The organism is Vibrio sabulosilitoris, assembly GCF_055391395.1.
The window spans coordinates 1,838,433-1,861,390 of the sequence record NZ_AP029599.1; the positions used below are offsets into that span (position 1 = coordinate 1,838,433).

Annotated in this window: 25 protein-coding genes, 1 pseudogene and 1 riboswitch; of the genes and pseudogenes, 8 read left to right on the forward strand and 18 right to left on the reverse strand. The window is 47.8% G+C overall.

Annotation, left to right across the window (positions count from 1 at the left end; genetic code table 11):
- Positions 1-85: 85 nt before the first annotated feature.
- Positions 86-670, forward strand: coding sequence for a LysE family translocator (locus ACZ5R2_RS08700; RefSeq protein ID WP_464902341.1), 585 nt, complete (start codon positions 86-88; stop codon positions 668-670).
- Here the strand turns inward: ACZ5R2_RS08700 and ACZ5R2_RS08705 are convergent, their stop codons facing one another.
- The 3 genes from ACZ5R2_RS08705 to ACZ5R2_RS08715 all read right to left on the reverse strand — a co-directional run bounded on the left by ACZ5R2_RS08705 (position 671) and on the right by ACZ5R2_RS08715 (position 3,121).
- On the reverse strand, positions 671-1,435 hold the full coding sequence (locus tag ACZ5R2_RS08705) for an alpha/beta fold hydrolase (protein ID WP_464901884.1): 765 nt from the start codon (positions 1,433-1,435) through the stop codon (positions 671-673).
- Entirely contained in the window at positions 1,423-2,421 is a 999-nt protein-coding gene (locus ACZ5R2_RS08710; RefSeq protein ID WP_464919403.1) for a DUF2817 domain-containing protein, read from the reverse strand. The genes ACZ5R2_RS08705 and ACZ5R2_RS08710 overlap by 13 nt, the downstream gene beginning before the upstream one ends.
- A 115-nt stretch (positions 2,422-2,536) precedes the next feature.
- Positions 2,537-3,121, reverse strand: coding sequence for a LysE family translocator (locus ACZ5R2_RS08715; RefSeq protein ID WP_464901886.1), 585 nt, complete (start codon positions 3,119-3,121; stop codon positions 2,537-2,539).
- Positions 3,122-3,226: 105 nt separating this feature from the next.
- Here ACZ5R2_RS08715 and ACZ5R2_RS08720 point away from each other — a divergent pair, with 105 nt between their 5' ends.
- Positions 3,227-3,667 carry an Lrp/AsnC family transcriptional regulator gene (locus ACZ5R2_RS08720; RefSeq protein WP_464901887.1) on the forward strand — a complete coding sequence of 147 codons (441 nt, stop codon included), beginning with the start codon at positions 3,227-3,229 and terminating at the stop codon, positions 3,665-3,667.
- A 427-nt stretch (positions 3,668-4,094) separates the two neighbouring features.
- Here the strand turns inward: ACZ5R2_RS08720 and ACZ5R2_RS08725 are convergent, their stop codons facing one another.
- The 6 genes from ACZ5R2_RS08725 to ACZ5R2_RS08750 form a co-directional block, all read right to left on the reverse strand.
- Complete coding sequence (locus tag ACZ5R2_RS08725) at positions 4,095-5,132, reverse strand: IS110 family RNA-guided transposase (RefSeq protein WP_464900814.1); 1,038 nt, start codon at positions 5,130-5,132, stop codon at positions 4,095-4,097.
- A gap of 126 nt (positions 5,133-5,258) precedes the next feature.
- Complete coding sequence (gene phnE, locus ACZ5R2_RS08730) at positions 5,259-6,071, reverse strand: phosphonate ABC transporter, permease protein PhnE (protein WP_464901888.1); 813 nt, start codon at positions 6,069-6,071, stop codon at positions 5,259-5,261.
- Positions 6,071-6,868, reverse strand: coding sequence for a phosphonate ABC transporter, permease protein PhnE (gene phnE / locus ACZ5R2_RS08735; RefSeq protein ID WP_464901889.1), 798 nt, complete (start codon positions 6,866-6,868; stop codon positions 6,071-6,073). Before phnE (ACZ5R2_RS08735) ends, phnE (ACZ5R2_RS08730) begins: the two co-directional genes overlap by 1 nt.
- Positions 6,865-7,671 carry a phosphonate ABC transporter ATP-binding protein gene (gene phnC / locus ACZ5R2_RS08740; protein ID WP_464901890.1) on the reverse strand — a complete coding sequence of 269 codons (807 nt, stop codon included), beginning with the start codon at positions 7,669-7,671 and terminating at the stop codon, positions 6,865-6,867. Before phnC ends, phnE (ACZ5R2_RS08735) begins: the two co-directional genes overlap by 4 nt.
- A 90-nt stretch (positions 7,672-7,761) precedes the next feature.
- Complete coding sequence (gene phnD / locus ACZ5R2_RS08745) at positions 7,762-8,700, reverse strand: phosphate/phosphite/phosphonate ABC transporter substrate-binding protein (RefSeq protein ID WP_438460165.1); 939 nt, start codon at positions 8,698-8,700, stop codon at positions 7,762-7,764.
- A gap of 232 nt (positions 8,701-8,932) precedes the next feature.
- Positions 8,933-10,300 (reverse strand): alanine/glycine:cation symporter family protein, encoded by a 1,368-nt coding sequence (locus ACZ5R2_RS08750; RefSeq protein ID WP_464901891.1) that lies wholly within the window; start codon positions 10,298-10,300, stop codon positions 8,933-8,935.
- A gap of 150 nt (positions 10,301-10,450) precedes the next feature.
- A riboswitch (glycine riboswitch) is annotated at positions 10,451-10,560 on the reverse strand.
- A 486-nt stretch (positions 10,561-11,046) separates the two neighbouring features.
- Between ACZ5R2_RS08750 and ACZ5R2_RS08755 the strand changes: the two genes are divergently transcribed.
- The 4 genes from ACZ5R2_RS08755 (at position 11,047) to ACZ5R2_RS08770 (ending at position 13,679) form a co-directional block, all read left to right on the forward strand.
- A complete protein-coding gene (locus ACZ5R2_RS08755; RefSeq protein WP_438460167.1) occupies positions 11,047-11,205 on the forward strand; it encodes a hypothetical protein in 159 nt (52 codons plus the stop codon).
- 16 nt (positions 11,206-11,221) lie between these two features.
- Positions 11,222-11,959, forward strand: a complete 738-nt coding sequence (locus ACZ5R2_RS08760) for a chromosome partitioning protein ParA (protein ID WP_464901892.1) — start codon at positions 11,222-11,224, stop codon at positions 11,957-11,959.
- A gap of 268 nt (positions 11,960-12,227) precedes the next feature.
- Positions 12,228-12,587: a DUF805 domain-containing protein gene (locus ACZ5R2_RS08765; protein ID WP_464902342.1), complete on the forward strand. Its 360-nt coding sequence runs from the start codon at positions 12,228-12,230 to the stop codon at positions 12,585-12,587.
- Between the two features lie 168 nt (positions 12,588-12,755).
- Entirely contained in the window at positions 12,756-13,679 is a 924-nt protein-coding gene (locus ACZ5R2_RS08770) for a homocysteine S-methyltransferase family protein (protein ID WP_464901893.1), read from the forward strand.
- Between the two features lie 109 nt (positions 13,680-13,788).
- Here ACZ5R2_RS08770 and ACZ5R2_RS08775 read toward each other — a convergent pair whose 3' ends face one another.
- From ACZ5R2_RS08775 to ACZ5R2_RS08785, 3 genes are all read right to left on the reverse strand, one after another.
- Positions 13,789-14,205: a MarR family winged helix-turn-helix transcriptional regulator gene (locus ACZ5R2_RS08775; protein ID WP_464901894.1), complete on the reverse strand. Its 417-nt coding sequence runs from the start codon at positions 14,203-14,205 to the stop codon at positions 13,789-13,791.
- A complete protein-coding gene (dmeF, locus tag ACZ5R2_RS08780) occupies positions 14,205-15,101 on the reverse strand; it encodes a CDF family Co(II)/Ni(II) efflux transporter DmeF (RefSeq protein ID WP_464901895.1) in 897 nt (298 codons plus the stop codon). The genes ACZ5R2_RS08775 and dmeF overlap by 1 nt, the downstream gene beginning before the upstream one ends.
- Positions 15,102-15,254: 153 nt before the next feature.
- Positions 15,255-15,506, reverse strand: a complete 252-nt coding sequence (locus ACZ5R2_RS08785) for a DUF2999 family protein (RefSeq protein ID WP_464901896.1) — start codon at positions 15,504-15,506, stop codon at positions 15,255-15,257.
- 288 nt (positions 15,507-15,794) lie between these two features.
- Here ACZ5R2_RS08785 and ACZ5R2_RS08790 point away from each other — a divergent pair.
- Positions 15,795-16,340: pseudogene (locus ACZ5R2_RS08790) on the forward strand (glycine betaine ABC transporter substrate-binding protein); the annotation flags it as partial.
- Here the strand turns inward: ACZ5R2_RS08790 and ACZ5R2_RS08795 are convergent.
- Entirely contained in the window at positions 16,280-17,176 is an 897-nt protein-coding gene (locus ACZ5R2_RS08795) for an SDR family oxidoreductase (RefSeq protein ID WP_464901897.1), read from the reverse strand. The pseudogene ACZ5R2_RS08790 and the gene ACZ5R2_RS08795 sit on opposite strands and share 61 nt — an antisense overlap.
- Positions 17,177-17,520: 344 nt before the next feature.
- Here ACZ5R2_RS08795 and ACZ5R2_RS08800 point away from each other — a divergent pair, with 344 nt between their 5' ends.
- On the forward strand, positions 17,521-19,101 hold the full coding sequence (locus ACZ5R2_RS08800; RefSeq protein ID WP_464901898.1) for a BCCT family transporter: 1,581 nt from the start codon (positions 17,521-17,523) through the stop codon (positions 19,099-19,101).
- A gap of 198 nt (positions 19,102-19,299) precedes the next feature.
- Here ACZ5R2_RS08800 and ACZ5R2_RS08805 read toward each other — a convergent pair whose 3' ends face one another.
- The 5 genes from ACZ5R2_RS08805 to ACZ5R2_RS08825 form a co-directional block, all read right to left on the reverse strand.
- On the reverse strand, positions 19,300-19,710 hold the full coding sequence (locus ACZ5R2_RS08805) for a VF530 family protein (protein WP_464901899.1): 411 nt from the start codon (positions 19,708-19,710) through the stop codon (positions 19,300-19,302).
- Between the two features lie 214 nt (positions 19,711-19,924).
- Complete coding sequence (locus tag ACZ5R2_RS08810; protein WP_464901900.1) at positions 19,925-20,923, reverse strand: nickel/cobalt transporter; 999 nt, start codon at positions 20,921-20,923, stop codon at positions 19,925-19,927.
- A 22-nt stretch (positions 20,924-20,945) separates the two neighbouring features.
- Entirely contained in the window at positions 20,946-21,614 is a 669-nt protein-coding gene (locus ACZ5R2_RS08815) for a DUF1007 family protein (RefSeq protein WP_464901901.1), read from the reverse strand.
- Positions 21,615-21,785: 171 nt separating this feature from the next.
- A complete protein-coding gene (locus ACZ5R2_RS08820) occupies positions 21,786-22,352 on the reverse strand; it encodes a dihydrofolate reductase family protein (protein WP_464901902.1) in 567 nt (188 codons plus the stop codon).
- A gap of 46 nt (positions 22,353-22,398) precedes the next feature.
- Entirely contained in the window at positions 22,399-22,956 is a 558-nt protein-coding gene (locus tag ACZ5R2_RS08825; RefSeq protein ID WP_464901903.1) for a hypothetical protein, read from the reverse strand.
- Positions 22,957-22,958 lie beyond the last annotated feature (2 nt).

Here is a 22,958-nt window from a genome sequence, read left to right on the forward strand (position 1 = left end):
TATATTGCTTCCTCACTGGAATAAATAGGCAGTTGCTGTGATTGAAAACTTTAGTGCATTTCTGATTGCGATCACCATCTTAACCATGACACCCGGCTTGGACACAGCGCTGGTGATCCGCAATACCACTCGAGGGGGGCTCAATGATGGGGTGCTGACCAGTCTTGGGATATGTCTTGGGCTTTATGTGCATGCCACACTCTCGGCGCTGGGTATCTCGGTGGTGCTGACTCAGTCTGCACAGTTGTTTTACCTGATCAAAACTTTGGGTGCGGGGTATTTGATTTATCTTGGGATCACGAGTTTACGCTCAATGACCCAGTCGCATACCGTCAAAGTTGATAGTGTCGGCAGTCAAAGCTTGAGTATAAAGCGCTCACTGCGCGAGGGCTTTTTGTCTAACGTGCTCAACCCAAAAACTGGGGTGTTCTACCTTGCTTTTTTGCCGCAGTTTATCAACCCCGAGTACTCTGCGTTTAGCCAATCTTTGCTGATGGCTTCCATTCACTTCGTGATTGCTATGGTATGGCAATGCGGATTATCTGCGATGCTGACCTCGGCTAAGTCACTACTGAATAATTCCAAGTTTATTGCTTGGATGGAGGGCACAACAGGGGCCGTGCTGGTGGTGCTTGGGCTTAAGTTACTGCTAGAAAAAGCGCCTGTTTAATCAGTCTGTGTGAGTTGAGGTAGTTGTAGGCTGCTCTAGCCAGCTAAGAAGGTGTGCCGCCAGCGCCTCAGGCTCAGCCAACGGTAAGTCATGGGCGTTAGATTCAAATGTCTTTAAGGGTACTTGCCATGCAGTAGCAATGTGCTTACCTGCAAGACTGGAAACCAGTTGATCGTCAAGACTCACGATGACTTGGCACGGACAATCTGGTGCACTAGCGAAACCTCTAAAGCGGGCGGCGGCCAGAAGTTGGCGAATGGCATTGCCCATACTCACTGGATGATGCTTAGCCAGTGCGATATGGCTGGCTAAGATAGCCGGCTTTGTCGCGTGCACTGGGTAGGTGTAGTCCAGTAATTTAGTTTGAAAAGATACTTGGCCTTTAAGTCTCGAGACTAAAATCACGCTCAGTTTAGCGAGGTTAATCCGCTCCCAAGGAGGGCTAAATCTAGCAAAACTAGGATTAATCAAAGTCAGACTTGCCACGCAGTGCGGGTAGCGCTTCGCCCAAACACTGGCAAGCATCGAGCCCATTGAAATTGCCACCAGATGATAGCGCTGACAATCGTTAGGAAGCTGTGCCATTACTCCAGGCAACATCGCTTCTAAGCTTGATGGGCTGCGCTCTTGATGCAGGGCACCATTGCCCTTGACATCTGGAGTGATGAGCTCGATTTGTGGGTTGCGCGATTTTAGCTCAGCAACCAGTTCACTCCAATGCCCGCTTTCTCTGAGCAAGCCGCGCAATAACACTATTGGTACCATAGTTTGATCGCCTTTTCGGTCAGCTTGGCTTTACTAGTTTTATCATGTTGATCAATTAAATCATTGGCTAAGACCTGAATCAGATAGTTGAGCAAGGTGGTATGGCGGCGCTGCACTCGCTTGATCCGATGGGGCTTGGTTGGGTGAAACAGCTGACTAAAGCTCAATAGCTGCAGCGGATTTTTACGCACCCATAACCACGATCCAAGCTCTAGCGTCAGCGGGACAAAGTGATTGCTTGATTGCCCATAGTGCTGCTGGTACATCCAATCCCAGAAATCGCCGTGGGTGGTGTATTGGTGCCATTGGGGCTCAAATTGATACAGCTCGTAGTGGGGGTAGCTTTTGCGAAACTGGCGATAGAGTAGATAAAAATGATGCAGGTTATCTGGCGGCTTGGCGTGATGAGCAAAGGGAAACCACAGCCTGTCGCGCGCGCCAAAGCCGCTATGCAGGTCAAGTACGATAGTGGTTGGCGACTGCTGAGTATGCTCAAGAATATAGGCCGAGAGTGATTGCAGCTCCTGTTCCATATTGTTGGGATTACCGCGATACCAGGGGAGCTTGGAGCTGATCGTCTGCCCGGCATACAGATGATGCGCGGGATTATTAGCGCTTATCGGCGCATTACGCATCAAATCGACCCCATTATGGTTAGCACGGCGTCGGTTGGCAACGCCCCACGGATTAACAACGGGAACAGCTAGGATTTTGATGTTCTCAAGCGTTTCTTCCAATTGTTTATCCCAGGCCACACGCCGAAGCAGGCTTTTGATAAACGCAAGGATGATCTGGCTACCAATCCGCTCGACCCCATGAATTGCCCCGGTAAGAACTAGGCAAGGGGCACTAGGATTAGGGCTGCCGAACGACAATGAATGGATCGGCAGACTCTGCGCTTTATGTGTTACTTGGGTCAAGGTGTTCAGCGTCAGCCGTGACTCTTGTTGAGCAATACGCTCTATATGCTTGATCTCTTTCGGCACCAATGGCTCCATATCGCCTAAACCGTTGTTAAATTGTTAGTTTAATCTATACGTTAGTCGTTAGGATGAATCCTTTGTTGCATTTTTAACCATGGCTGCTTTTTCGCTTACTTAGCTAGAGCATAGGTAAAGTTGAGCCGAGCAGCAGCGCTCCCATTGCGTAGTTGAACAGTGACATGCGCCGTGGTGTATTAAGGATACGGCTAATTTCACGCCCCATTAGGGTCCAAATTGCCCCTGAAGGAATGTTGGCCAGCGCGAAAGCGCTGCTGATGATCACCACCCCGGTGAAATCTTGGCTGGTGTTGTACATGGTAATGGAGGTCAGCGCCATGCTCCACCCCTTGGGATTGACCCATTGAAAGAGACAGGCACCGACAAACGACATAGGTCGAAAATTGCTTGCCTTTAACTCGGTGTGGCTAGTCACTATCTTGTAGGTTAAGTAAACAAGATAGCCAAGGCATAACCATTTCAAAACCTCCTGCGCCAAGGGGAACGTGTCAAATAAACTACCCAGTCCAATGCCCACGATGAGTAGCATCAAAGAGAAACCACACAGTATTCCCGCCATATGGGGCAGGGTGCGGATAAAGCCCACATTCGCACCAGAGGTAAGTAACATGATGTTGTTAGGGCCAGGGGTGAAGGTGGAAACAAGAGCAAACAGAGCCAGTGCGGAGATAACGCTAATATCCATAATGAGCAATCCAAAAGTCGATTTGGTGGTATTTTATATAGATAAGCGGGCAATTTTGTGTCTAAAATGGCGTAATAAAGACCAATTAAGCAATAAATGAGCGTGATGGATAACTTTGAGCAAAAAATATTGCGTGAACTGCGCTCAAATGGGCGAATGTCAAATGTTGAGCTCGCAGAGCGAGTGGGGCTATCACCCTCTGCAACCCTACGCAGAGTACAAGAGCTTGAGCGCAGTGGCGTGATCACCGGCTACAGCGCCAATATCAGCCGCGATAAACTCGGTGTAGGTTTTATTGCCTATGTTTCTGTGGGGTTATCAAGTCATCGCAAGCGAGACCAGCTTGAGTTTGAGCAACATGTGGCTTTTGAAGATGAGGTAGTGGAGTGCCATAACATCACTGGCGCCAGTGAGTATTTATTAAGAGTCGAAACTCAAGATCTTAGCAGTTATAAGCGGTTTCACTCGGATGTACTGGGGGAGTGTCAGCAGGTGAATTCAATTACAACCATGGTAGTGATGGATACGCCCAAAGACTTAAGATGACTGAAGAGGCGAGAACCGAGAGGTGAGAAGCGAGATATACAGTGCACGAGGGAGAGTGACTTTCTCGACTGTACAAAAGCGTGCGCTGTATTTTGCTTTGAAAAGTGGTCGTGATAGACACGCTCAAAGATTTTAGATAAGGGTGCGAGGTTAGGGGACGGGCTTTGCCCTACGGAGAGCGAGGAGTCATTTGCTAGGCATCAAACTCCTCGCTTATGTGGACTCCCCCTTGTCAACAGCAGTAATTAACAAATAAAGAATAAATGCGTGCTTATGTACGAGCTCTGATTGAGAAGCTATCTCTGGCTCTGTGATATTTACGCGAACTCGTGGTCAACTCTCCTCGGCGAGCTTAATGCTCCTAGCGAGATACTGACTCTACGAGCTGATTTTCATCTTTTATTGAGCATTACTGTTGTTTAACGCTTTAAGCCTCTAAAGGCTCGGCTTTGTATTCGGTATTTTTGGTTAGCATAGAGAACGCTGTTCTGACTGTTTTATTTGCTAAAGCCACAGCAGCACAGCGCTTTCCTCGTCGCTCAACCAACTGTTGGATCCACTGTTCTTTTTTGGTTCTGGCTTCGCGGCGCATTACTTGATTTATCACCGACATCGCTCCACTCACCAAGTAGCTCCTAACCATTTTATTTTTGACATACTTACCTATGGAGCCCAGTTTGGTCTTACCACCAGAAGAGTGCTGTATTGGGGTCAAGCCAATACAAGCTGCTGCATCACGCCCTGTTTTGAAAAAACCCATCTCGCCACAACCAAGAGAAATATATAGATTAATCGCATTCAAAGGGCCTACACCCTCTATCGCCATAAGCTTTTTGCATTCCTTCTGCCTATGTGCAGCTTTTTCTATACAGCTATCATATTGGTCGACGTTTTCAACATGGGTTAAATACTGTTGCCAGGCCGTATTAAGTGCCACCCTAAATTCACTAGAAAAACCATTCTCTGCATCTTCTAGAGCCGATGCAACAACACCGTTTATTCCCCCTTTACTCGGCGAAATACGGATATTGAACTCGAGTAATAGAGAAGAGAGTTGATTGAGACTGGCGACCTTGTGTTTCACTGCAAGGTCTCGTAGGCGAATAAGGCTTTGCTTCTCTTGTTGCTCTTTAGATTTGCCATTAATAAACTGAATATCAGTAACTTGCGAAGCCTGAACGATAGCTAGTGCATCATTCTTATCGGTCTTTTGGTTTTGTCGAATACTGGCAACCAGCTTAGCTGAAATGAGTCTGGCATCATGCCCGCACGCTATAGCTTGTTGCTTCCAGTAGTTAGAGGTGCCACACGCTTCGAAAACGATGGTCATCGGTTTAGACGTTATAAGCCAGTGGTTAAAATCCTGAGGTGTCATTGCCTTATTGGAACGCACTTTGCTGTGTTGCGTAACACAAACTTGGATTTCACTCTTTGCTAAATCAACACCAGATACTATACGTTTCATATTGGACTCCTTTTAACATTTAGGCTTTACAACTCAAATGTTAGTCAACCTTTCGGGGTTGGGGGAGTCCAATTATCTCCTCGAAACGAAGTGTACTCGCACCTCGTTCCTACCCCGACAGGGGGCTTAGATCAGTGCGTAGCGGGCTTTGGCTGAGATCCACTCTGAGATCACAACGGTTGCTAGGATAGAGCAGAAAATCACAGTGACCTGTGGCCAAGCCAGGATTGACATAGACTCTTGCAGCTTTAGGCCGATGCCGCCTGCGCCGACTAGGCCGAGCACAGTTGACTCACGGATGTTGATGTCCCAGCGAAACAGGCTCGTGCCGATAAAGCTAGGTAGAATTTGCGGCAGGACGCCGTAATTCAGTACTTGTAGCTCAGAGGCACCCGTCGCGCGGATGGCGGCGACTTGAGTCTCATTAACTTCTTCAATCGCTTCGTAAACCAGTTTCGACACAAAACCAATTGAGCGCAATGCAATTGCGATGATGCCGGCCAGAAGGCCAAGGCCCATAATCGCTACTAATAGCAATGCCCAGATCAACGAGTTAATTGAGCGGCTTGATGCAATGATCAGTAGCGCAATCGGGCGCGCGATGGTTTGGCTTGGCGTGGTATTACGCGCAGCCAAGAAAGCAATGGGAAAGGCGATGGCGACGCCAAGCGCAGTACCCAAGGTGGCAATGTTGATGGTGTCCCACAAAGGGATCCAGAGCTGCTCAAGGTAGCTCCAACGCGGCGGCCACATGCGTGATGAGATATCAGCGACCTGATTGGGTGCATCCACCACGAAGAACCACATGGTGTCTTCGTTCATCACTTGCCAGCAGTAGACAGTCAGTGCCACAAACAAGAACCAACCAATAAAGTGTTTCAGTGACTCTTTTTGCGAGTATTTGCTCCAGTGAGCTGGGGTTGAGGTCGTAGTGTTCATTAACGAATTCTCTTTCGGATCTGCGTTGAGATAAACTCAGCGGCCATCACAATACCGATGATGATCAGCAAGATAGCGGCGGCGGCGCCATATTCGTAGCGATCCATGGCGGTGTTAAGTGTTGCGCCGATACCACCGGCACCGACGATACCGATGACCGCAGACTCGCGGAAGTTGATATCAAAGCGGTACAGGCACAGGCCAGCAATACGTGGCATCACTTGGGGTTGAATGGCGTAGTTGACCTGCTGTAGCCAGCTTGCGCCTGCCGCTTTCATGGCTGTTAGTGGTGCAGGGTCAAGCGCTTCAATCTCTTCGGCGAACAATTTGGCTAAGAAACCAATCGTGGCGAAAGTCAGGGTCACAAAACCAGCAAAGGTGCCGAAACCAAACAACGCTACACACAAGATAGCGATGATGATCTCTTGCAAGCTACGGGCGATGGCCACGAAGCTGCGACAGAAGTAGTAAACCGGCTTTGGTGCCAGATTTTTTGCCGCGCCCAAACCAAACGGGATGGACAGGATGATACCAGCCACCGTTGAGGTCATGGTCATGGTCAAGCTTTCAATCAGGCCGGCGGAAATGTTATTCCAGCGGCCTGAGAAATCAGGATTCATGAAAGCCTTAATAAAGTTAAGACCACGCTCAGAGCCTTCGTAAATTCGCACCCAGTTGATCTCAATCGATTGGGTGGCCAAGTAAAGGTAAATCGCAACCGCAAGCCACAGACCGTTCCTTACCCAAGGATTTTGGATCAGCGGTGGCTTATTCCAAGTGGTAGCGTAGTGACTCATACTGCCAACTCCAATTCTACAGCGGATTCTTGTTGCTCTTCATTTGAGCTTGCATTCCAATCTTCTTCACCGTAGATCAATGTCAGCGCTTCATCATCGAGCTGGTCTGGCGTGCCGTCGAACACCACCTCACCACTGTTCAGACCGACAATGCGATCGACAAACATCTTGGCGAGATTCACATCGTGAATATTGATAATCGCTGGCAGTTGGCTTTCACGGCAGATATCGGTGATCAGACGCATGATTTGACGCGCAGTTTTAGGGTCTAGCGCGGCGGTTGGCTCGTCAATCAGCAGCAGTGATGGTTGCTGCGAAAGAGCGCGCGCAATCCCGACACGTTGTCTCTGGCCGCCTGATAGGGCATCAGCACGCTTGTCGGCGTGGCTGATAAGGCCAACGCGATCGAGCAGAGCAAAGGCATTTTGAATATCGGTACTTGGATACTTGCGTAGCAAGCTGCGCCAGAATGGGACATAGCCAAGACGACCAGAGAGCACGTTTTCCATCACGGTTAGACGTTCAATCAGGGCGTACTCTTGGAAGATCATACCGATTTGGCGGCGCGCCTGTTTTAGTTGACCTTTAGACAGTGAAGTTAGGTCACTGCCTTGAAATAGAACTTCACCTGATGTCGGCTCAGTGAGACGGTTGATACAGCGAATCAGGGTTGATTTACCGGCGCCAGAGGGGCCGATAAGTCCCACAACTTCACCAGCTTGAATCGATAGGTTGACGTCAGTCAGCGCCTTATCGGTGTTGGAGTAATGCTTAGTTAAGCCTTTAAGTGTTAGTGTGGACATGGTTTACCTTGGGTAATAACGTGGTGATCGAATAAAGCAGATGCAGCCATTGAGCTACACCTGCGATTCGTATAGAGCAGAGGCGATGGATTAGCTACAAGTGTAAGAAACTTGGTTTGCTGTATCGATAGTTCGGATCACTTCCCAGTGCTCTTGGTAAGTGATTGGGATGAATTGAGATTCACCGTTACGCTCGAACTCTTCTTTTAGCTTGGTGCCTTCCCAGTCGAAGCTAAAGAACGCATCTTGGATTTGCGCTTGTAGATCTGGGTGCAGGTTGTGGGCAAAGCCGTATGCTGTGGTTGGGAACGTCTGTGACTTGTAGATAGACTTGATTGCGTCAGCCTTTACTACTTCACGAGAAAGCATGCGGTTAAGTACTGAGTTTGCCACTGCCGCTGCATCGTAGTCTTGGTACGCGACACCTAGGATCGAGTTGTCGTGCGCGCCAGAGAATGCCGGGTTGAAGTCGACTTCAGGTTTTAGGCCGTATTCCGCATCTAGGATAGCTGAAGGGGCTTTAAAGCCAGAGTTCGACGTTTGCGAGGTAAACGCAAGCTGCTTGCCTTTTAGCTCTTCAGGGGTGTTGATGCCAGACTCTGGGTGAGTGATGATTTCCATTTCGTAACCGAAAGAGCCATCTTCACCCGCCATGATAGTGAACGGGTTAAAGCCCGCGCAGTTCACCGCAAGAGGGGTTGCACCTGTATTAAAGCCGGCAATGTGTAGGCGGCCTGAGCGCATCGCTTCGATTTGCGCTGCGTTGTTTTGCACTGGGAAGAAGCGTACGTTTTTGCCCGTTTTTGCTTCTAGGTGCTCTAGGAACTCGCTCCACACGTCAGCGTAGACTGCAGGATCTTCAACCGGAGTGTAAGCAAAGATAAGAGTTGATGGGTTAGACCACTCTGATTCGCTTGCAGGAAGGTCAGCAACAAGGTTGCCAGTACGGTCTTCGTAGCGTGCATCCATCGCTACGGTATTGAAAGACATTACTAGAGCTGCAGCTACAGCTGATTGAATAAGTTTCATCGTGAATACTCATATAGATTACTGAAAAGTCGAGTTTAAGGTAGAACCGCTATATGACACTAAAGGCGCAGAAAAATGACAGAACGAAGACAGGAAGTAACTAAATGTATCAATAAAGCTAACTTTTTCACCGCTGGAAACCAAACACCCTCCGGCACACAAGGGTTGGGAGGGTGTTTGGCTGCAGGTCACATTTTGGTCATGTAACCTATGAGAATGTATGAAGAATTTATTACGCAGTGCTCACTTGCGCTTTGGCCGGCTTCGCCACCGCAAAAAATAGCTTGGTTTCCTCGATAACTACTTGGCGAAGTAGGATCAAGCCAATTAGGTTTGGAATTGCCATCAGACCGTTCACGATATCCGCGATTAGCCAGATCATATCGAGGTGCAGGAAAGCACCAGACGCGACCAAGCACAGGAAGATGATCTTGTATGGCAGCACACCTTTGGTGCCGAACAAGAACACCACACAGCGCTCACCGTAGTAGTTCCAACCTAAAATAGTAGTAAAAGCAAAGAAGATCAGACCGACTGAGACCAGCATTGGGCCTAGTACGCTAGCATTGAGACCAGTGGCAAAAGCGTGTGTAGTCATTGCTGCCCCGGCAAAGTCGCTCTGCCATGCGTCGGTTAGGATCAAAGCGAGACCCGTCATAGTACAGATAATGATGGTATCAAAGAAGGTACCGGTCATTGAGATCAGACCTTGGCGTACACAAGAGTCGGTTTTCGCCGACGCAGCTGCAATCGGCGCGCTACCCAGACCTGCTTCGTTTGAGAATACGCCACGGGCAATGCCCGACTGAATCGCAAGCATAACGCTGGCACCAAAGAAGCCACCGGTGGCCGCTGTTGGAGTAAAGGCAGAGGTGATCACCAGCATCACGGCGTCAGCCAAGTGTTCAATGTTGACAATGATGACCGATGAACAAGCCACGATGTAAAGCACAGCCATTGTCGGCACGATTTTACCCGCCACTTTGGCGATCGACTGAATACCGCCCAGGGTGACACAAGCAACCAAGATAGTAAGAACCACCGCTGTCATTTCACGCGGAACACCAAACGAGATTTGTGTAGCGTCTAGAATGGCATTCACTTGTGGGAAGGTGCCAATACCAAGTAGAGCAACACCGAGCGCAAATACGGCAAAAATTACCGCTAGCATATTGGAGCCAACTCCGTACTTAAGGTAGTACATCGGGCCGCCGACCATTTGACCCTTAGCGTCAACTTGGCGGTATTTTACCGCGAGTAAACACTCGGCATACTTGGTCGCCATGCCAAATAGAGCAGCGAGCCACATCCAAAACAGCGCACCAGGGCCGCCAAGCTTAATTGCAGTCGCAACACCGACGATATTGCCGGTACCAATCGTGGCTGATAGGGCAGTACACAGCGCAGCAAAGGGTGAGACATCGCCTTGGGTGCCGCTTGATTTGCTAAATACATATTTCAGCGCGGTTGGAAGATGACGAAACTGAAGTAAGCCAAGGCGCAAGGTGAAGTATATACCAGTGCCGACAAGCAGAATAAGTAGTGGTGGTCCCCAGACAAGGTTATCGATGGACTCAAGAATAGATTGAATGGTGGTCATGTGAATTCCCCTTAATAGATACAACGTAACTAAGGAGAAGAGTGAAAGGTCTGACGCCTCAATGAAGAGGTAAACACTATCGCTATCCTGCATCTAACCGAGATCGAATGATCGCAGCTATACCTATGGATAGATTTAAATTGTTTGCATTTTCACTCCTCTGTCCTTTTGCCTGAGAGTTTCACTATCGTGCGATAGCTTGCTCCTTCGGCGACCGCTTGCTACAAAAGAGTAGTACGGTTCTCTCCAGAGGTTCCTCCAACTAACAGTCCTTTTGCCTGAAATAGTTAATTCTTCGGCGGGTATACTCGCGGTATACCTCTCTCCTGAAAGTCTTCATAGGAACGTTTGCTCATGATCGAGCAAACATAGCTTGCTGTTGGTCAACAAGGTGACGTTAATTTAACAAAAAAATTGAAAGATTCAACTTGATTTGTACAAATTGGTGCATAGTAATAGTGCGTTTGCTTAGTTTATGTACAGATCATGCTAGAGCCACCATCCTCAGCATCAGATCTGAGCGTAAAGTGATAGTAAAGGCCGGTTAGTCCGTATTCTGGATTAAGCTGTTGTAACAAAAAACTATGGTGAGTGGTCAAGTTATAGTTATTAACCCACTGAAAAGGCTTGCTTATTAGGTTAATATCCGTATAAGTAACCGTAAATTCTTGCGGGCATTGCACTGTTGATGCGTGATTGAGCGTTTGCACAGTGTGTTGCCAAGGCGAGATTTGGAGCAGATTATTATGATTAGGCTGATAACGATTGCCGTGTTGATCGCGGTCGCGTACGTGTTGATCCGCTATCGCACCAACGAAAAATTACAAAAGATTGTCGTAATTGGCGTTGTAGGTGCTTTCCTCCTGTATGCCGCAAGCATTATGATAACCGAATTAGCCCGCTAAGCGCTTGGAGACTGTCGTGGACGTACGACCTGAACAAAACGAACAAGAAGACATCGTTGTTATTGAGCAAAAAGATCGTAAAACACGACTTTATATCATCATTGCCGCCGTTTTAGGCACGGCTCTCGGTGGGGTAGTGGGCTCCGCCCACACAGCTGAGCGTTGGCAAACGACCTATGATGAACTAGAAGTGCGCTACCAAGAACTGGTGGAAGAGAAGCAAGAGCTAGCCATGGCGGTTGAACGCCGAGTTGCAGAGTTGGATACTCAGTTAGAGCTGCAGCTAAAGGCGAACATGCAAGCGCAAGTTGCCGACTTCCAAATCCAATTAGAAGAGCGTGATGAACAGATAGCTAGCCTTGAGCGTGACAACAGCGAGTTGAACGAGCAACTTAAGCAAAACGAAAAAAACTTGGCGAGTTCCACCCAAGCCAATGTCGAGCTTACTCATAAAGCTGAGAAGCAAATGATCATGCTCGAGCGCTCTCGTGAACTTTTCCAGCGTGAGATGGGGGTCAAAACTGAGCTGGCCAAGCTTGAGGACCAGCGCGATGATTTGATCCCAACCATAGAGAAACTCAAACAAGACTGTGAGCTGTTTTTACAGGGCACGACGTGGGATGCGAAGTCTGATGCCTGCAGTAAACAAGATGAAGCGAACAGCCGTTTAAGCCAGATCAATCAGTTGATCCAGGTTCATCGCATGGACCTAAAGGAAATTGAAGCGATCGCCAAGGAGATCGGTGTCAAGTAACCTTATATGATGTTGATAGATCAAGGGGCCGTTACGGCCCCTTTGTTGTTTGTGCCTGAGTGACTGTCGAATATCTTTAATCCCCTCTATCTCTTAAATAAGTCACTTCAATTCAAAATTGGAAGTTGATTTTATCTATGCTTTAGGTTGACTGCGAAGTGAGTGATCAGTAGCTAATTCAGTGTCGCAGCGCGCGCGAGGCAAAACGATGCCGATAGATAAACTTGCTACAACACGAGAGACAGACAATCAGTACAGGGGAAATGAAATGGAATGGTACTTTGCAGTATTAAAAAAATACGCCGTGTTTACGGGTAGGGCGAGACGACAAGAGTATTGGATGTTTGTCCTTTTCAACGTGATTATCTCTATCGCAATTGCCTTAATTGAACGTGTAATAGGCACTAGTTTTATCGGCGGACTGTACTCGCTTGCAGTGTTTATTCCTAGTCTTGCCGTGGCTGTGCGTCGTTTGCATGATACCGGGCGGACGGGTTGGTGGGTGTTAGTAGGATTCATCCCGTTGATAGGTTTGATTGTGCTAATTGTATTAACCATCAAAGACAGCGATGAAGGGGATAACGAGTATGGGCCTAATCCAAAAGGTTTGGACGCACAGTTAACCTGATAGCTCTGCAGTCGTTAGTGTGTGGCTTTTTTAATCAACAAGAGCCCTAGAAACGAGCGCTAATGCGTTAGTGCGCACTTAGGCATACCTCAATGTAAAAGAATCGATGTACGTTAAAGGAAAATATGATTCAATCTCTACAATGAAGTTTTAGAGGAAAATTGGGCCATGACAGCATTTACAGTTCTTGATGGTGGAATGGGCAGAGAGCTTAAGCGAATTGGTGCGCCGTTCTCACAACCACTTTGGAGTGCTCAAGCACTAATTGAAGCGCCGCATTTTGTCGAGCAAGCTCATCAGAATTTTGTTGCAGCAGGCGCAGAGATCATCATAGTAAATAGTTATGCTTGTGTGCCGTTCCACTTAGGTGAAGAAGGTTATCAGCGCGATGGTGTTCGACTCGCTCAGTTGGCTGCAAAGATAGCCCATACTGTTGGTTGTTCTAACGACGCAGTGGCAGTGGCGGGTAGCCTTGCCCCGCCATTTGGCAGTTATCGTCCAGACCTTTTTCAGGCCCGGAGAGCACAGCAGATTTATCAGCAACTTTATGATGCGCAAGTTTCTTATATCGATCTTTGGATCGCGGAAACAATATCTAGCATTGCAGAGCTTGAAGTCGTTCAATCGGTATTGCAACAATCGAATAAGCCTTGCCACTACGCGTTTACATTGCAAGACGAGCTAGACAGTGGAAAGGTCTGCTTGCGCTCCGGTGAGCCACTGTCAGAGGCGCTGGATTCAATTAGCTTAGATAAGGCTGCAGGGATTATGTTTAACTGCAGTGTGCCTGAGGTGATGGAGGCAGCAGTCCTTGAAGTCAAACAGTGGCAGGAGCACAGCGGTGTCTCGCTTGAGGGATCTGTTTTGGAAATAGGAGTTTATGCTAACAACTTTGCACCCATTGAATCGGATCACCAAGCGAACGGTACGCTGCAACAGATGCGCACGTTGACGCCTGAGGACTACCTAGCGTTAGCCCAACGCTGGCATAAGGCAGGTGCGACGATTATTGGTGGCTGCTGCGGGATCTCGCCAGAGCATATCAAGGCGCTTGCGCATTGGTCACAACAGCTCAATAGTAAACCCAGTTGAGCACATAGCAGCGACTCAATTGACGGAAAACTCAAAAATACCCAGCCTGCGAGCTGGGTATTTTTATCAAGATTATAAACCCTAAGTAATGAGAGCGAGCTACCGGATATCAGAACTCCCGATTCATCTGAGCCAAAATTTTCACCAAGCGATCACTGTCTTCAGTAGTGATACCACTGGTGAGATCTTTGACAAGATTGAGGTGCAGCTGATTATGGTATAAGTGGATCTGTTTGCCCGCGTTGGTTAAGGCAACCACGATAGCGCGCCTGTCATCAGGGTGGGGGAGGCGTTCAATTAACTGCGCAGACACCAATTTGTCTACTTGAACGGTAAGGGTGCCAGTGGTGATGCCCAATTTATCTGCCAACTCTTTCATCCGCATTGGCCCATGACTGCCCAACACTTCAATGGTATGGACTTGAGCCAGACTATACCCGGTTTCTTTGACCACCGATTGCTCCCAAGATGACATCTTGTCGTAGAACTCGGTCAGCAGTTGATTGAGCATCTCTATCTTTTGCATTATTTTTCGTGTACTTCTAACGTCAGGTGTTTGATTTTATCAAACTCGGCTAGCTTTTTCTTGTAGTCTACTACCGAGCAATCACTGTGCGATTCAATGGTGATGGCGGCGCTGTAGTGGTGTCCGGTGATTTTCCAGATATGCAGGTCAGTGATATCCCCGTAAGGTGACAAGGTATCGCGAATGCGCTGACAATAGGCCTCATCGATGTTTTCGTCGAGCAGAATGGGACTGGTTTGTGCGAGCAGATTGAATGTCCATTTTCCGATCACTACAGCGCCAACCATACCAATGATGGCGTCAAGCCAGTTCCAACCAAAGTACTTGCCAAAACACAGAGCTATAATGGCGAGTAGTGAAGTTAAGGTATCAGCCAGCACATGCAGGTAAGCGGCGCGAAGGTTGTGATCGTGGTGGTGGTGATCATGTTCATGCGAGTGGTCGTGATCATGGTGATGATCACCGAGCAGAAGCATGCTTACTAGGTTGACCACAAGACCGACAATCGCGACCAAAATAGCTTCATTAAATTGAATGGTTTGCGGGTTGAATAGCCGGTTCACTGACTCAACGAACATGAGTAAGGCAACAATGCCAAGTGCGATGGCACTGGTATAACCACCAAGCACACTGACTTTACCTGTTCCAAAGGAGAAGCGCGTGCTATCACGATGCTTTCTGGCATAACGATAGGCAAACAGGGTAATGCAGAAGGCAGCGGCGTGCGTGCCCATATGCCAACCATCAGCGAGTAGGGCCATTGAGCCATAGACGGTACCCGCGGTGATCTCTATCACCATGGTGACAAGGGTTAGTAATAGCACGTAAACCGTGCGTCTTTCCCCGTGGTGATTGTGCTCTGAGAAGTTGTGATGATGTTTAAGAGAACGTTGCATATATACTTTGATAATCAAACTTTTTGATTGTTAATTTAGTTTGATTATCAAACTTAGTCAACATTAAGCTAGATTTCATCTAGGTTAGCGATCAAAAAGGCCGCCTAGACAGAACTAGTACGACCTTTTCGTCATGATTTTGAATTAGAGTTATTATTTCTTCAGTTGAGACTGCGCTTGCTCGACTTTAGAGAAATCCAAGCCTAACTCCTCAACTGCTTCTTTGATCAGCCCCGGGTTTTGCATTACTTGGCCCATTAATAGTTGCAGCTGCTCTTGTGGCAGGCCAAGCTGGCCGATGATTGCCATGGCGGCGAGTGGGTTCTGGGTTAGGGTCTCAAAAAGCTCGTGGATCTGCTGCTCACTGACTTGATGTTGTTTCAAGATCGCTAGGATTGGGTTCATGATTTGCTGTACCTTTCTGAACGCTAATAGATTATCGCGCAGTCTATCACTTGTTCTGATTGGCGGATAGCCCAAGTGAGTCCCTTTCCTGCTCACACAATCTGAGCTTTTCGGTGGGGACAACGCTGAAGGAAGTCAATACCAAGTCGATAGAACATTCTGCAAGGTGTTTTGGTAAGTAAAGTTTGATTTAACCAACATAATCAGAAGGTTAATGGTAATTTCTGCGGTGGTTGTTCACTCGTTTCTCTATACTCATTTTTAAATGATGACAGAGGAAGTGACTCAATGAATATCAAGCCCTCACTTTGTGTGGCACTTTTGCTCGCAGGCGCCACTGTGAACGCTAATGCCAGTGAATGTGGCGAGTCTACCATTGCCGACATGAACTGGAATTCGGCCAGTGTTATGGCACACGTGGATCAATTTATTCTCAACAATGGCTTTGACTGCCAAGCAAAATTGATCCCGGGCGACACAGTTCCTACAGGCACGTCAATGATTGAGAAAGCTCAGCCAGATATCGCCCCAGAGCTGTGGACCAATGGCATTAAAGAGGCTCTGGATAGAGGCGTGGCCGAAAAACGCTTGCGTTATGCAGGTAATTCTTTGACCGATGGTGGCCAAGAAGGTTTTTGGGTTCCGGCTTATATGGTTGAACGTAACCCTGAGCTGGCAACAATAGAGGGTGTGATTAAACACAAGGCTCTGTTCAAGCACCCTGAAAGCAATGACAAATTTGCGTTCTATACCTGCCCATCAGGGTGGACCTGTCAAATAACCGCTGGGCATTTATTTGATGCCTTAGGTCTTGAGGCGCACGACTTCGCTTTAAGACCCGAGAAGTACTCCTTCCAACTAATATGGGGTCGGCCCGCCGCTTTTTCATAATCACTCGGGTTGTCCGCGTTACCTTCTAGAATACCCTGATAGATACCTGCGATCACTGTACCAAGAAACTCACCGAGTTCAGCTATTCTATCTTGGCGATACTCCTCGACCGTCATTGAACGATAGCTTAGTGTGGTCTCAAAGGCCATGCTCATCAACTCGGCTAATTGAGCTTGGGTAATCGCCTCACCGTTCAAGTTGTAGTTGTGGCCATTGTGTTCATCCTGAGTAAGCATACGCGCGTAGGCATAGGCAAGCTCAGGGCGCGTCGTATAGCCGCATTTTCCCTCTCCGGCACAGTTGAAAATCTCGCCGTCCTTGATGTAATTATCAATATACTCTATGTCGGGTTCAATATAGATCCCATTGCGGCCCACGACCCAATCGAGGCCACTGTCTCGAACATCCTGCTCTGTCTGTCGGTTGCTTTGGACCACGGGAGAAAATGCAGTGTTCTCCTCGGCGCCTTGTACGCTGGTATAGACGATTTTATTCACCCCGGCACCTTTAGCCGCTTCAATCACGTTTCTGTGTTGTTGAATACGTTTCTCGGGCGCATCCATACCAGAGACTAAGAGCAGCACATCGACGTCTTTGAGCGAGTTTTCAAGCTCGCTTGGGTTATTGTAATCCCCGGGTCTTATTTCTACCCCTAAGTGGGAAGCCTTACTTGGTGTTCGGGCTAAGCCTATCACCTTGTTGGTTGAGACTAATGCGGCAGTGGCTTTGATGATCGCTGACCCGAGGGCTCCACTGGCTGTGGTGACGGCTATTTTCATGGTTGGCGCTCCGTTAGTATCGGTTGATTACACCTAATTAATGGTAGTTAACTTTCAGGCAAGGGTAGTTTAATGGAATGATATTAGTGAGTTAAAAGTAAAATTGAGGGTGTTAGATATGGGTAACGGATTAGGTTTAAGGTGATAGGTAGCGTCACTCACTGGTGTCGTTCATTATTTTTCTTAGTCGAATAGCCTCGTATACCTGTGTTAGAACTGTGATGTGGAATGTGTTTGTTGTTCTATTGTGGTACCATTGCGTGACACATCTCGCGTTTTTTTGCAAACGTTGGGAGCAATACATGCTGAATGTCAGTGTTCAGCCAAAATAAGTGAATCACTACATGCCTAACTCGACTCACGCCATGAGTACATCTGTACTGGCCGAAAGTCCCTCGAAAAAAGCACCTTCTGCCCTTTTTCAAAAACTTCAATTGACCAACCCCACTTTTCAAATGAGTAGTACATTCTTCGTTGGATTTATACTACTCACGTTGACCAACCCCTCCTTGCTAACAGAGTGGGTCAATCAGGGCTTCATGTTTGCCACAAATTACTTTGGCGCTTTTTGGCAAGTCTTCTTGCTAGCCAACTTTTTGATTGGTCTCTATTTAGCCTTTAGCCGCACTGGTAATGTGCGCCTTGGCGGGATCCAAGCTCCCGAGATCACGACATTTAAGTGGATTTCGATCGTTTTATGTACGCTGCTCGCTGGCGGCGGCGTTTTTTGGGCTGCTGCCGAGCCGATAGCGCATTTTGCAAGTGCTCCCCCGCTGTATGGTGAAACTTCACCAAGCCAAGCCGCGGTCAATGCGCTCTCACAATCTTTCATGCATTGGGGTTTTCTCGCTTGGGCGATTCTGGGCTGTCTATCGTCAATCGTACTTATGCACCTTCACTATGAGAAAGGCTTACCACTGAAACCACGTACTCTTCTGTATCCAGTTTTTGGCCAACGAGTGATCACAGGTCGTCTTGGAGCTATTGTCGATACAGCCTGTATTATCGCTGTTGCCGCCGGAACCATCGGTCCGATTGGATTTTTAGGCTTACAAATCAGTTATGCGCTTAACGCGCTGTTTGGTCTGCCGGATAGTTTTGTTACACAAAGCCTAGTGATTGTGTTTGCTATGGCGATGTATACCCTTTCTGCGCTAAGCGGCGTGAGTAAAGGAATCCAAATTGTCAGCCGCTACAATATCATTTTGTCGGTACTGTTGATTGGTTTCATCCTGTTGTTTGGTCCTACGCGCTTTATCATCGATGGCTACATACAAGGTGTTGGCAATATGGTTGACAACTTTGTCGTGATGGCCCTTTATCGCGCCGATACAGAATGGCTAAGCTGGTGGACAGTCTTCTTCTGGGGGTGGTTTATTGGTTATGGCCCGATGATGGCAATTTTTATCACTCGTATTTCACGTGGTCGCACTATTCGTCAGCTTGTTTTGTCTGTGAGTGTCGCAGCACCATTAGTGACCTGTTTTTGGTTCACTGCGATTGGTGGTAGTGGTTTGGCATTTGAAATTGCTGACCCAGGCGTTATTTCAAACGCATTTGAAGGGTTTAATTTGCCTGCAGTATTATTGGCAATCACTCAACAATTACCTTTCTCGACGCCTGTAGCCTTGTTGTTCTTGCTTCTCACCACCACGTTCATTGTCACCACGGGTGACTCTATGACCTATACCATCAGTATGGTTCTCAGTGGCGAGGAAGAGCCCAATGCCGTGATCCGTGCTTTTTGGGGAATCACTATGGGATTAGTTGCGATCGTATTGATCGCGATGGGGGAAGGTGGAATTAGTGCTCTACAGTCGTTCATTGTCGTGACCGCAGTGCCTGTGTCTTTGATCTTGCTGCCAACTCTATGGTTTGGGCATCGATATGCGCAAACTATGGCGAGAGCTCAGGGTATAAATTGAGCTTAGTAAAATACCAACGAATACGAGCCTAGACCTACTATTTGTATTCACCTCATTAGTGCCTATCGGCACTAATGAGGAACTTAAGTCTGATAAACTTGATGAGTCGCCTAATGGTAATATCCAGGTGTAAATGAGTAAATATCATCTAACCAAGTAAAAAACTCGTCCTAACGTCTTCATTACGTTGAAGTATGATTAGCGATTTGAACGTCCGCGAGATGAGCGCTGTTTAAAGGCGGATGCGGCTTTAGCTTGGGACTTAAGAATCGAGTCAACAGTTAGCTCCATCGGCTCTTTAGGTTTCAGGCCATCAGGGAAGGTACGGGCTCTTGGTGATATATTGTACTCTTCTGCGCTTGCGCGTGGCATGCGCTTAAAACGATAAAGGTAAAAATTCTCTAATTTTTCTCGCGCCCAGTCTGTCTTCTTCAAATATTTCACACTACTGGCAATCGAAGGATTGGTATTAAAACAGTTAAAGCGCATTGCGGTATCAAGAATATCCCAACCATAAAAATCCACCAGCTCTTGCAGCATAGTCTCAAGCTTTAGTCCATGCAGTGGATTGTTTTGTTGCAGTTTGATTCGCTCTTCGTCAGTCATCATTTGGGGTATCAACCGTTATAGTGGTGCAATCGACAAAGTATACAGTACCCTAGCATCTACAGCTATGGTGCAGTGCGTGAGTTAGATGATGGGGGAGAGGTTTAGCTTGTTTCTAGTCGCGTTTACACAGCCTAGTTTGTTTAACCCGTTAGCATGTTTTAATCTTGTATCACAGACAGCCATGTGATGGGGCTGCCTGTGAGTGAAGTTAAGATTAAAAGGCAAAAATCGGCGACAGGCCGATATCTTGTCCCTTGATGAGCAGTGCCCCAAGGATGATTAATATAATCCCACCCAAGAGTTGAACGCTATAACCAGCAGCCTGCCAGCTTGAGCGATGGCGATGCTCCTTAGTATGCAGATAGTGATGAACAATTTGTTTGCCAGATAGAGTCAACAGAGCAAGGATAGAGGTGGTTAATGCTGTACCAAGTGACATAGCGATAGCGCTAGCAATCCCCATCCAATAAAGCCCAACTATATTGGCGAACATGAGAACCATAATCGCGCCGGTACAAGGCCGCAGTCCAATGCTGGCTATCACGCCGATGTATTCTCGCAGTGTTTTTGCGTTATCAACCTCTTGTGGAGAGGCGATGTGGCTGTGCCCGCAGCCACAGCTATGAGCATGTTTATGGTCATGTTGGTTTGGCTTTACTTGCTTGAAGAGTTTTTTGACGGCTCGCCAGCCAATCATCAAACCCAAAAGACTCACCATCATGCTACTGAGCATCATAAATTTCACTGCCTGTGAGTTCACCTCTCGCATCGAGCTGGTCAGGCCCCATACCAACACACTCACTAGCGTGATGGCGACGATCGCTTGGCACAGCGCCGAGGTGAGAGTGAGGAATAAGCTCGTCTTGACCTTGGTCGGCTGCGTGGCTAAATACGTTGTAACAATCATTTTTCCATGACCTGGTCCAAGGGCATGAAGTACCCCGTAGAGAAAGCTGAATCCCATCAGGTAGCTACCGGCAATAAGCGGTTTATCTTGAGCATCATAAAGCAGATCGGCAAGCTGGGTATTCACCGCGCGTTGCCACTCAATGCTTTTGAGAACCATTGCTGGCCAAGCTAACCAAAGTTGATAGCTGGCAATCAGGAGTCCGATAACAAGCACGATAACAATCAGCCATGGTTGTTGTGACTGCTTTGTAGAAGAGCAACTTTCATTCGCGTGGTGGTGAGAGCAGCTGTGGTTATGTTTCATTGTATAGGCTCGATATCATGAGTTAGATGTTGCAACGAATATGGACTGATTGCGTGAACAGTTGTCCCAATGTGTTATCTGGCTCAGCGTCGGCAGGCAGTGAGTAAGCGTAACTCATTTGCTCTGGTGTCGGGTTGGGCTCGACTATCTCAACGCTGCACTGCGATTCGAGCTCACGTGACAGTGTGATGTCTTGTGGCGAGCGCCATGACATATCCACGTAGTAACTGGGTTCAAAAATCATCAGCTCCAATGGCCCGTCGCCAATGGCAAGTGGTTGTGCTAGAGGCAGATCGAAGCTCATTACCAGCCTTGCGCGATCGCGCACCAAGTCACCATTGATAGCAGGAGAGTACTCAATCTGTTCGCCGCCGTGGTACAAAAAACTGAAGAAGTCATCATCGATCATGTTTTCCAACATCGCCGTGGTGAGGCTGGCAAACGTCGCCTGCTCGTTATCTGGTGAGGTGTCTTCACCATCCAGCATGTACATGGAGGTCATAGGGTCGAAGGACCATTGCATGTTCAAGCCTGTTATCTGGCCGTCTTGACCAAGAATCTGGGTCTTTATCTCGATCCAAGAATGGGGGTGCGCCTCGGCAAAAGAGCAAGCAGTGAGGGAAACAAAACCGATGAAGCCGCGCAACCAGGCTGAGCGCAATCGAGTGTATGTTCGGTTGATGAGGTGCATCGTAAACCTTGGGTAACTAACAAAAACAGGCGATAGTGTTATGTTATAACACTATCGCGGGGTTGAACTACTTTTTCTTGCCTAGCAATCTATACTCAGGCGCTAGTCTGTCGCGAGTGTTCGAGTCCTTTTAACACCAAAGGTTCACTGCAAATCGTCCTTGCGTAGCATTTATTCCGGATAGCTGACTTTATAGTTTACCTGAATAAAATCATTGGCAAAGGTAGTGCTCTTGGCGTTGGTCAGTTTGATGTCGTGGTTAGTCGCACCAAATAGAGGGATACCTTCACCAAGCAAGATTGGCGCGTAGGTGATGGTCATCTCATCAATGCGTTTGAGGTTGAGAAAAGATTGAATAGTGGTACCCCCATCGATATAGGCATGCTGATAACCCTCAGACTCGAGTTGAGCGAGTAGAGCATTGAGCTCGCCTGAGTAGAGTTCGACCTTGTCCAGCATATTCTCAGGCGGCTGGCTTAGCGTCGTACTCAAGACGATAATTCGTGTATCACCATAGGGCCACTGCTCGGGCGTGAGGTTCATATCGGAGATGACTTGCATACAGTTTCGCCCCATGATCATGCAATCGATGCTGGCGATGTAATCACCAAAGGTCTGCTCTGCGAGCCCATCGTTTTCGACATTTGGGTTTCCGGCACTGTGCAACCAATCGACACTGCCATCTTTACGGGCAATATAACCATCAACACTGGTGGCGATAAAAACTGAGCATTTCATTGGCTTCTCCTTTTGGTGGACGCAGTGACGACGGTAATATGTAAGCTTAGTTAAGCCATTTCTCAAACCAGCGTTTCCACCACGCAGTACTTGGATTGGTACTCTGGTACTGTTTAATGCCTTGGTAATAATAACGCATCAATTCACTGCGCAGGGCATCAATGTCTGAATCAGTCAGCGTAGCCAAACGTTGAGACGAAGCCAGTGCGTGATCGTTGGCGAGACTGTAGTCAAGGTTCTGACAGCCTTGGATGAACAGCCATAGCTGTGTGGTTAGCCACACTTGGGTAATGATGGGCGCGGAGAATTTATCTTGATCGGATTGAGATAGGTTGTCTGCAAGCACCGTCTTCATCGCAACCAAAGAGTCGACTTGCTGGTCAAACTCGGTGATCAGGGTCTGATGCTGATAAGAAAACAGCCCAAGCAGCGCATCAAGCTCGGTCATTTCAGGCTTTTGCGCCCTCACTTTTGCATACAGTGGCTGCATTTGTGTGAGCAGTTGGCTGAGCGCTTGCTCACTATCACAACTGACTGAGGACTGAGACTCAGGGTCGAATCTCAATTTCTCTATTTGCTGCGCAAGGCTGTTTTCTAGTGACACAA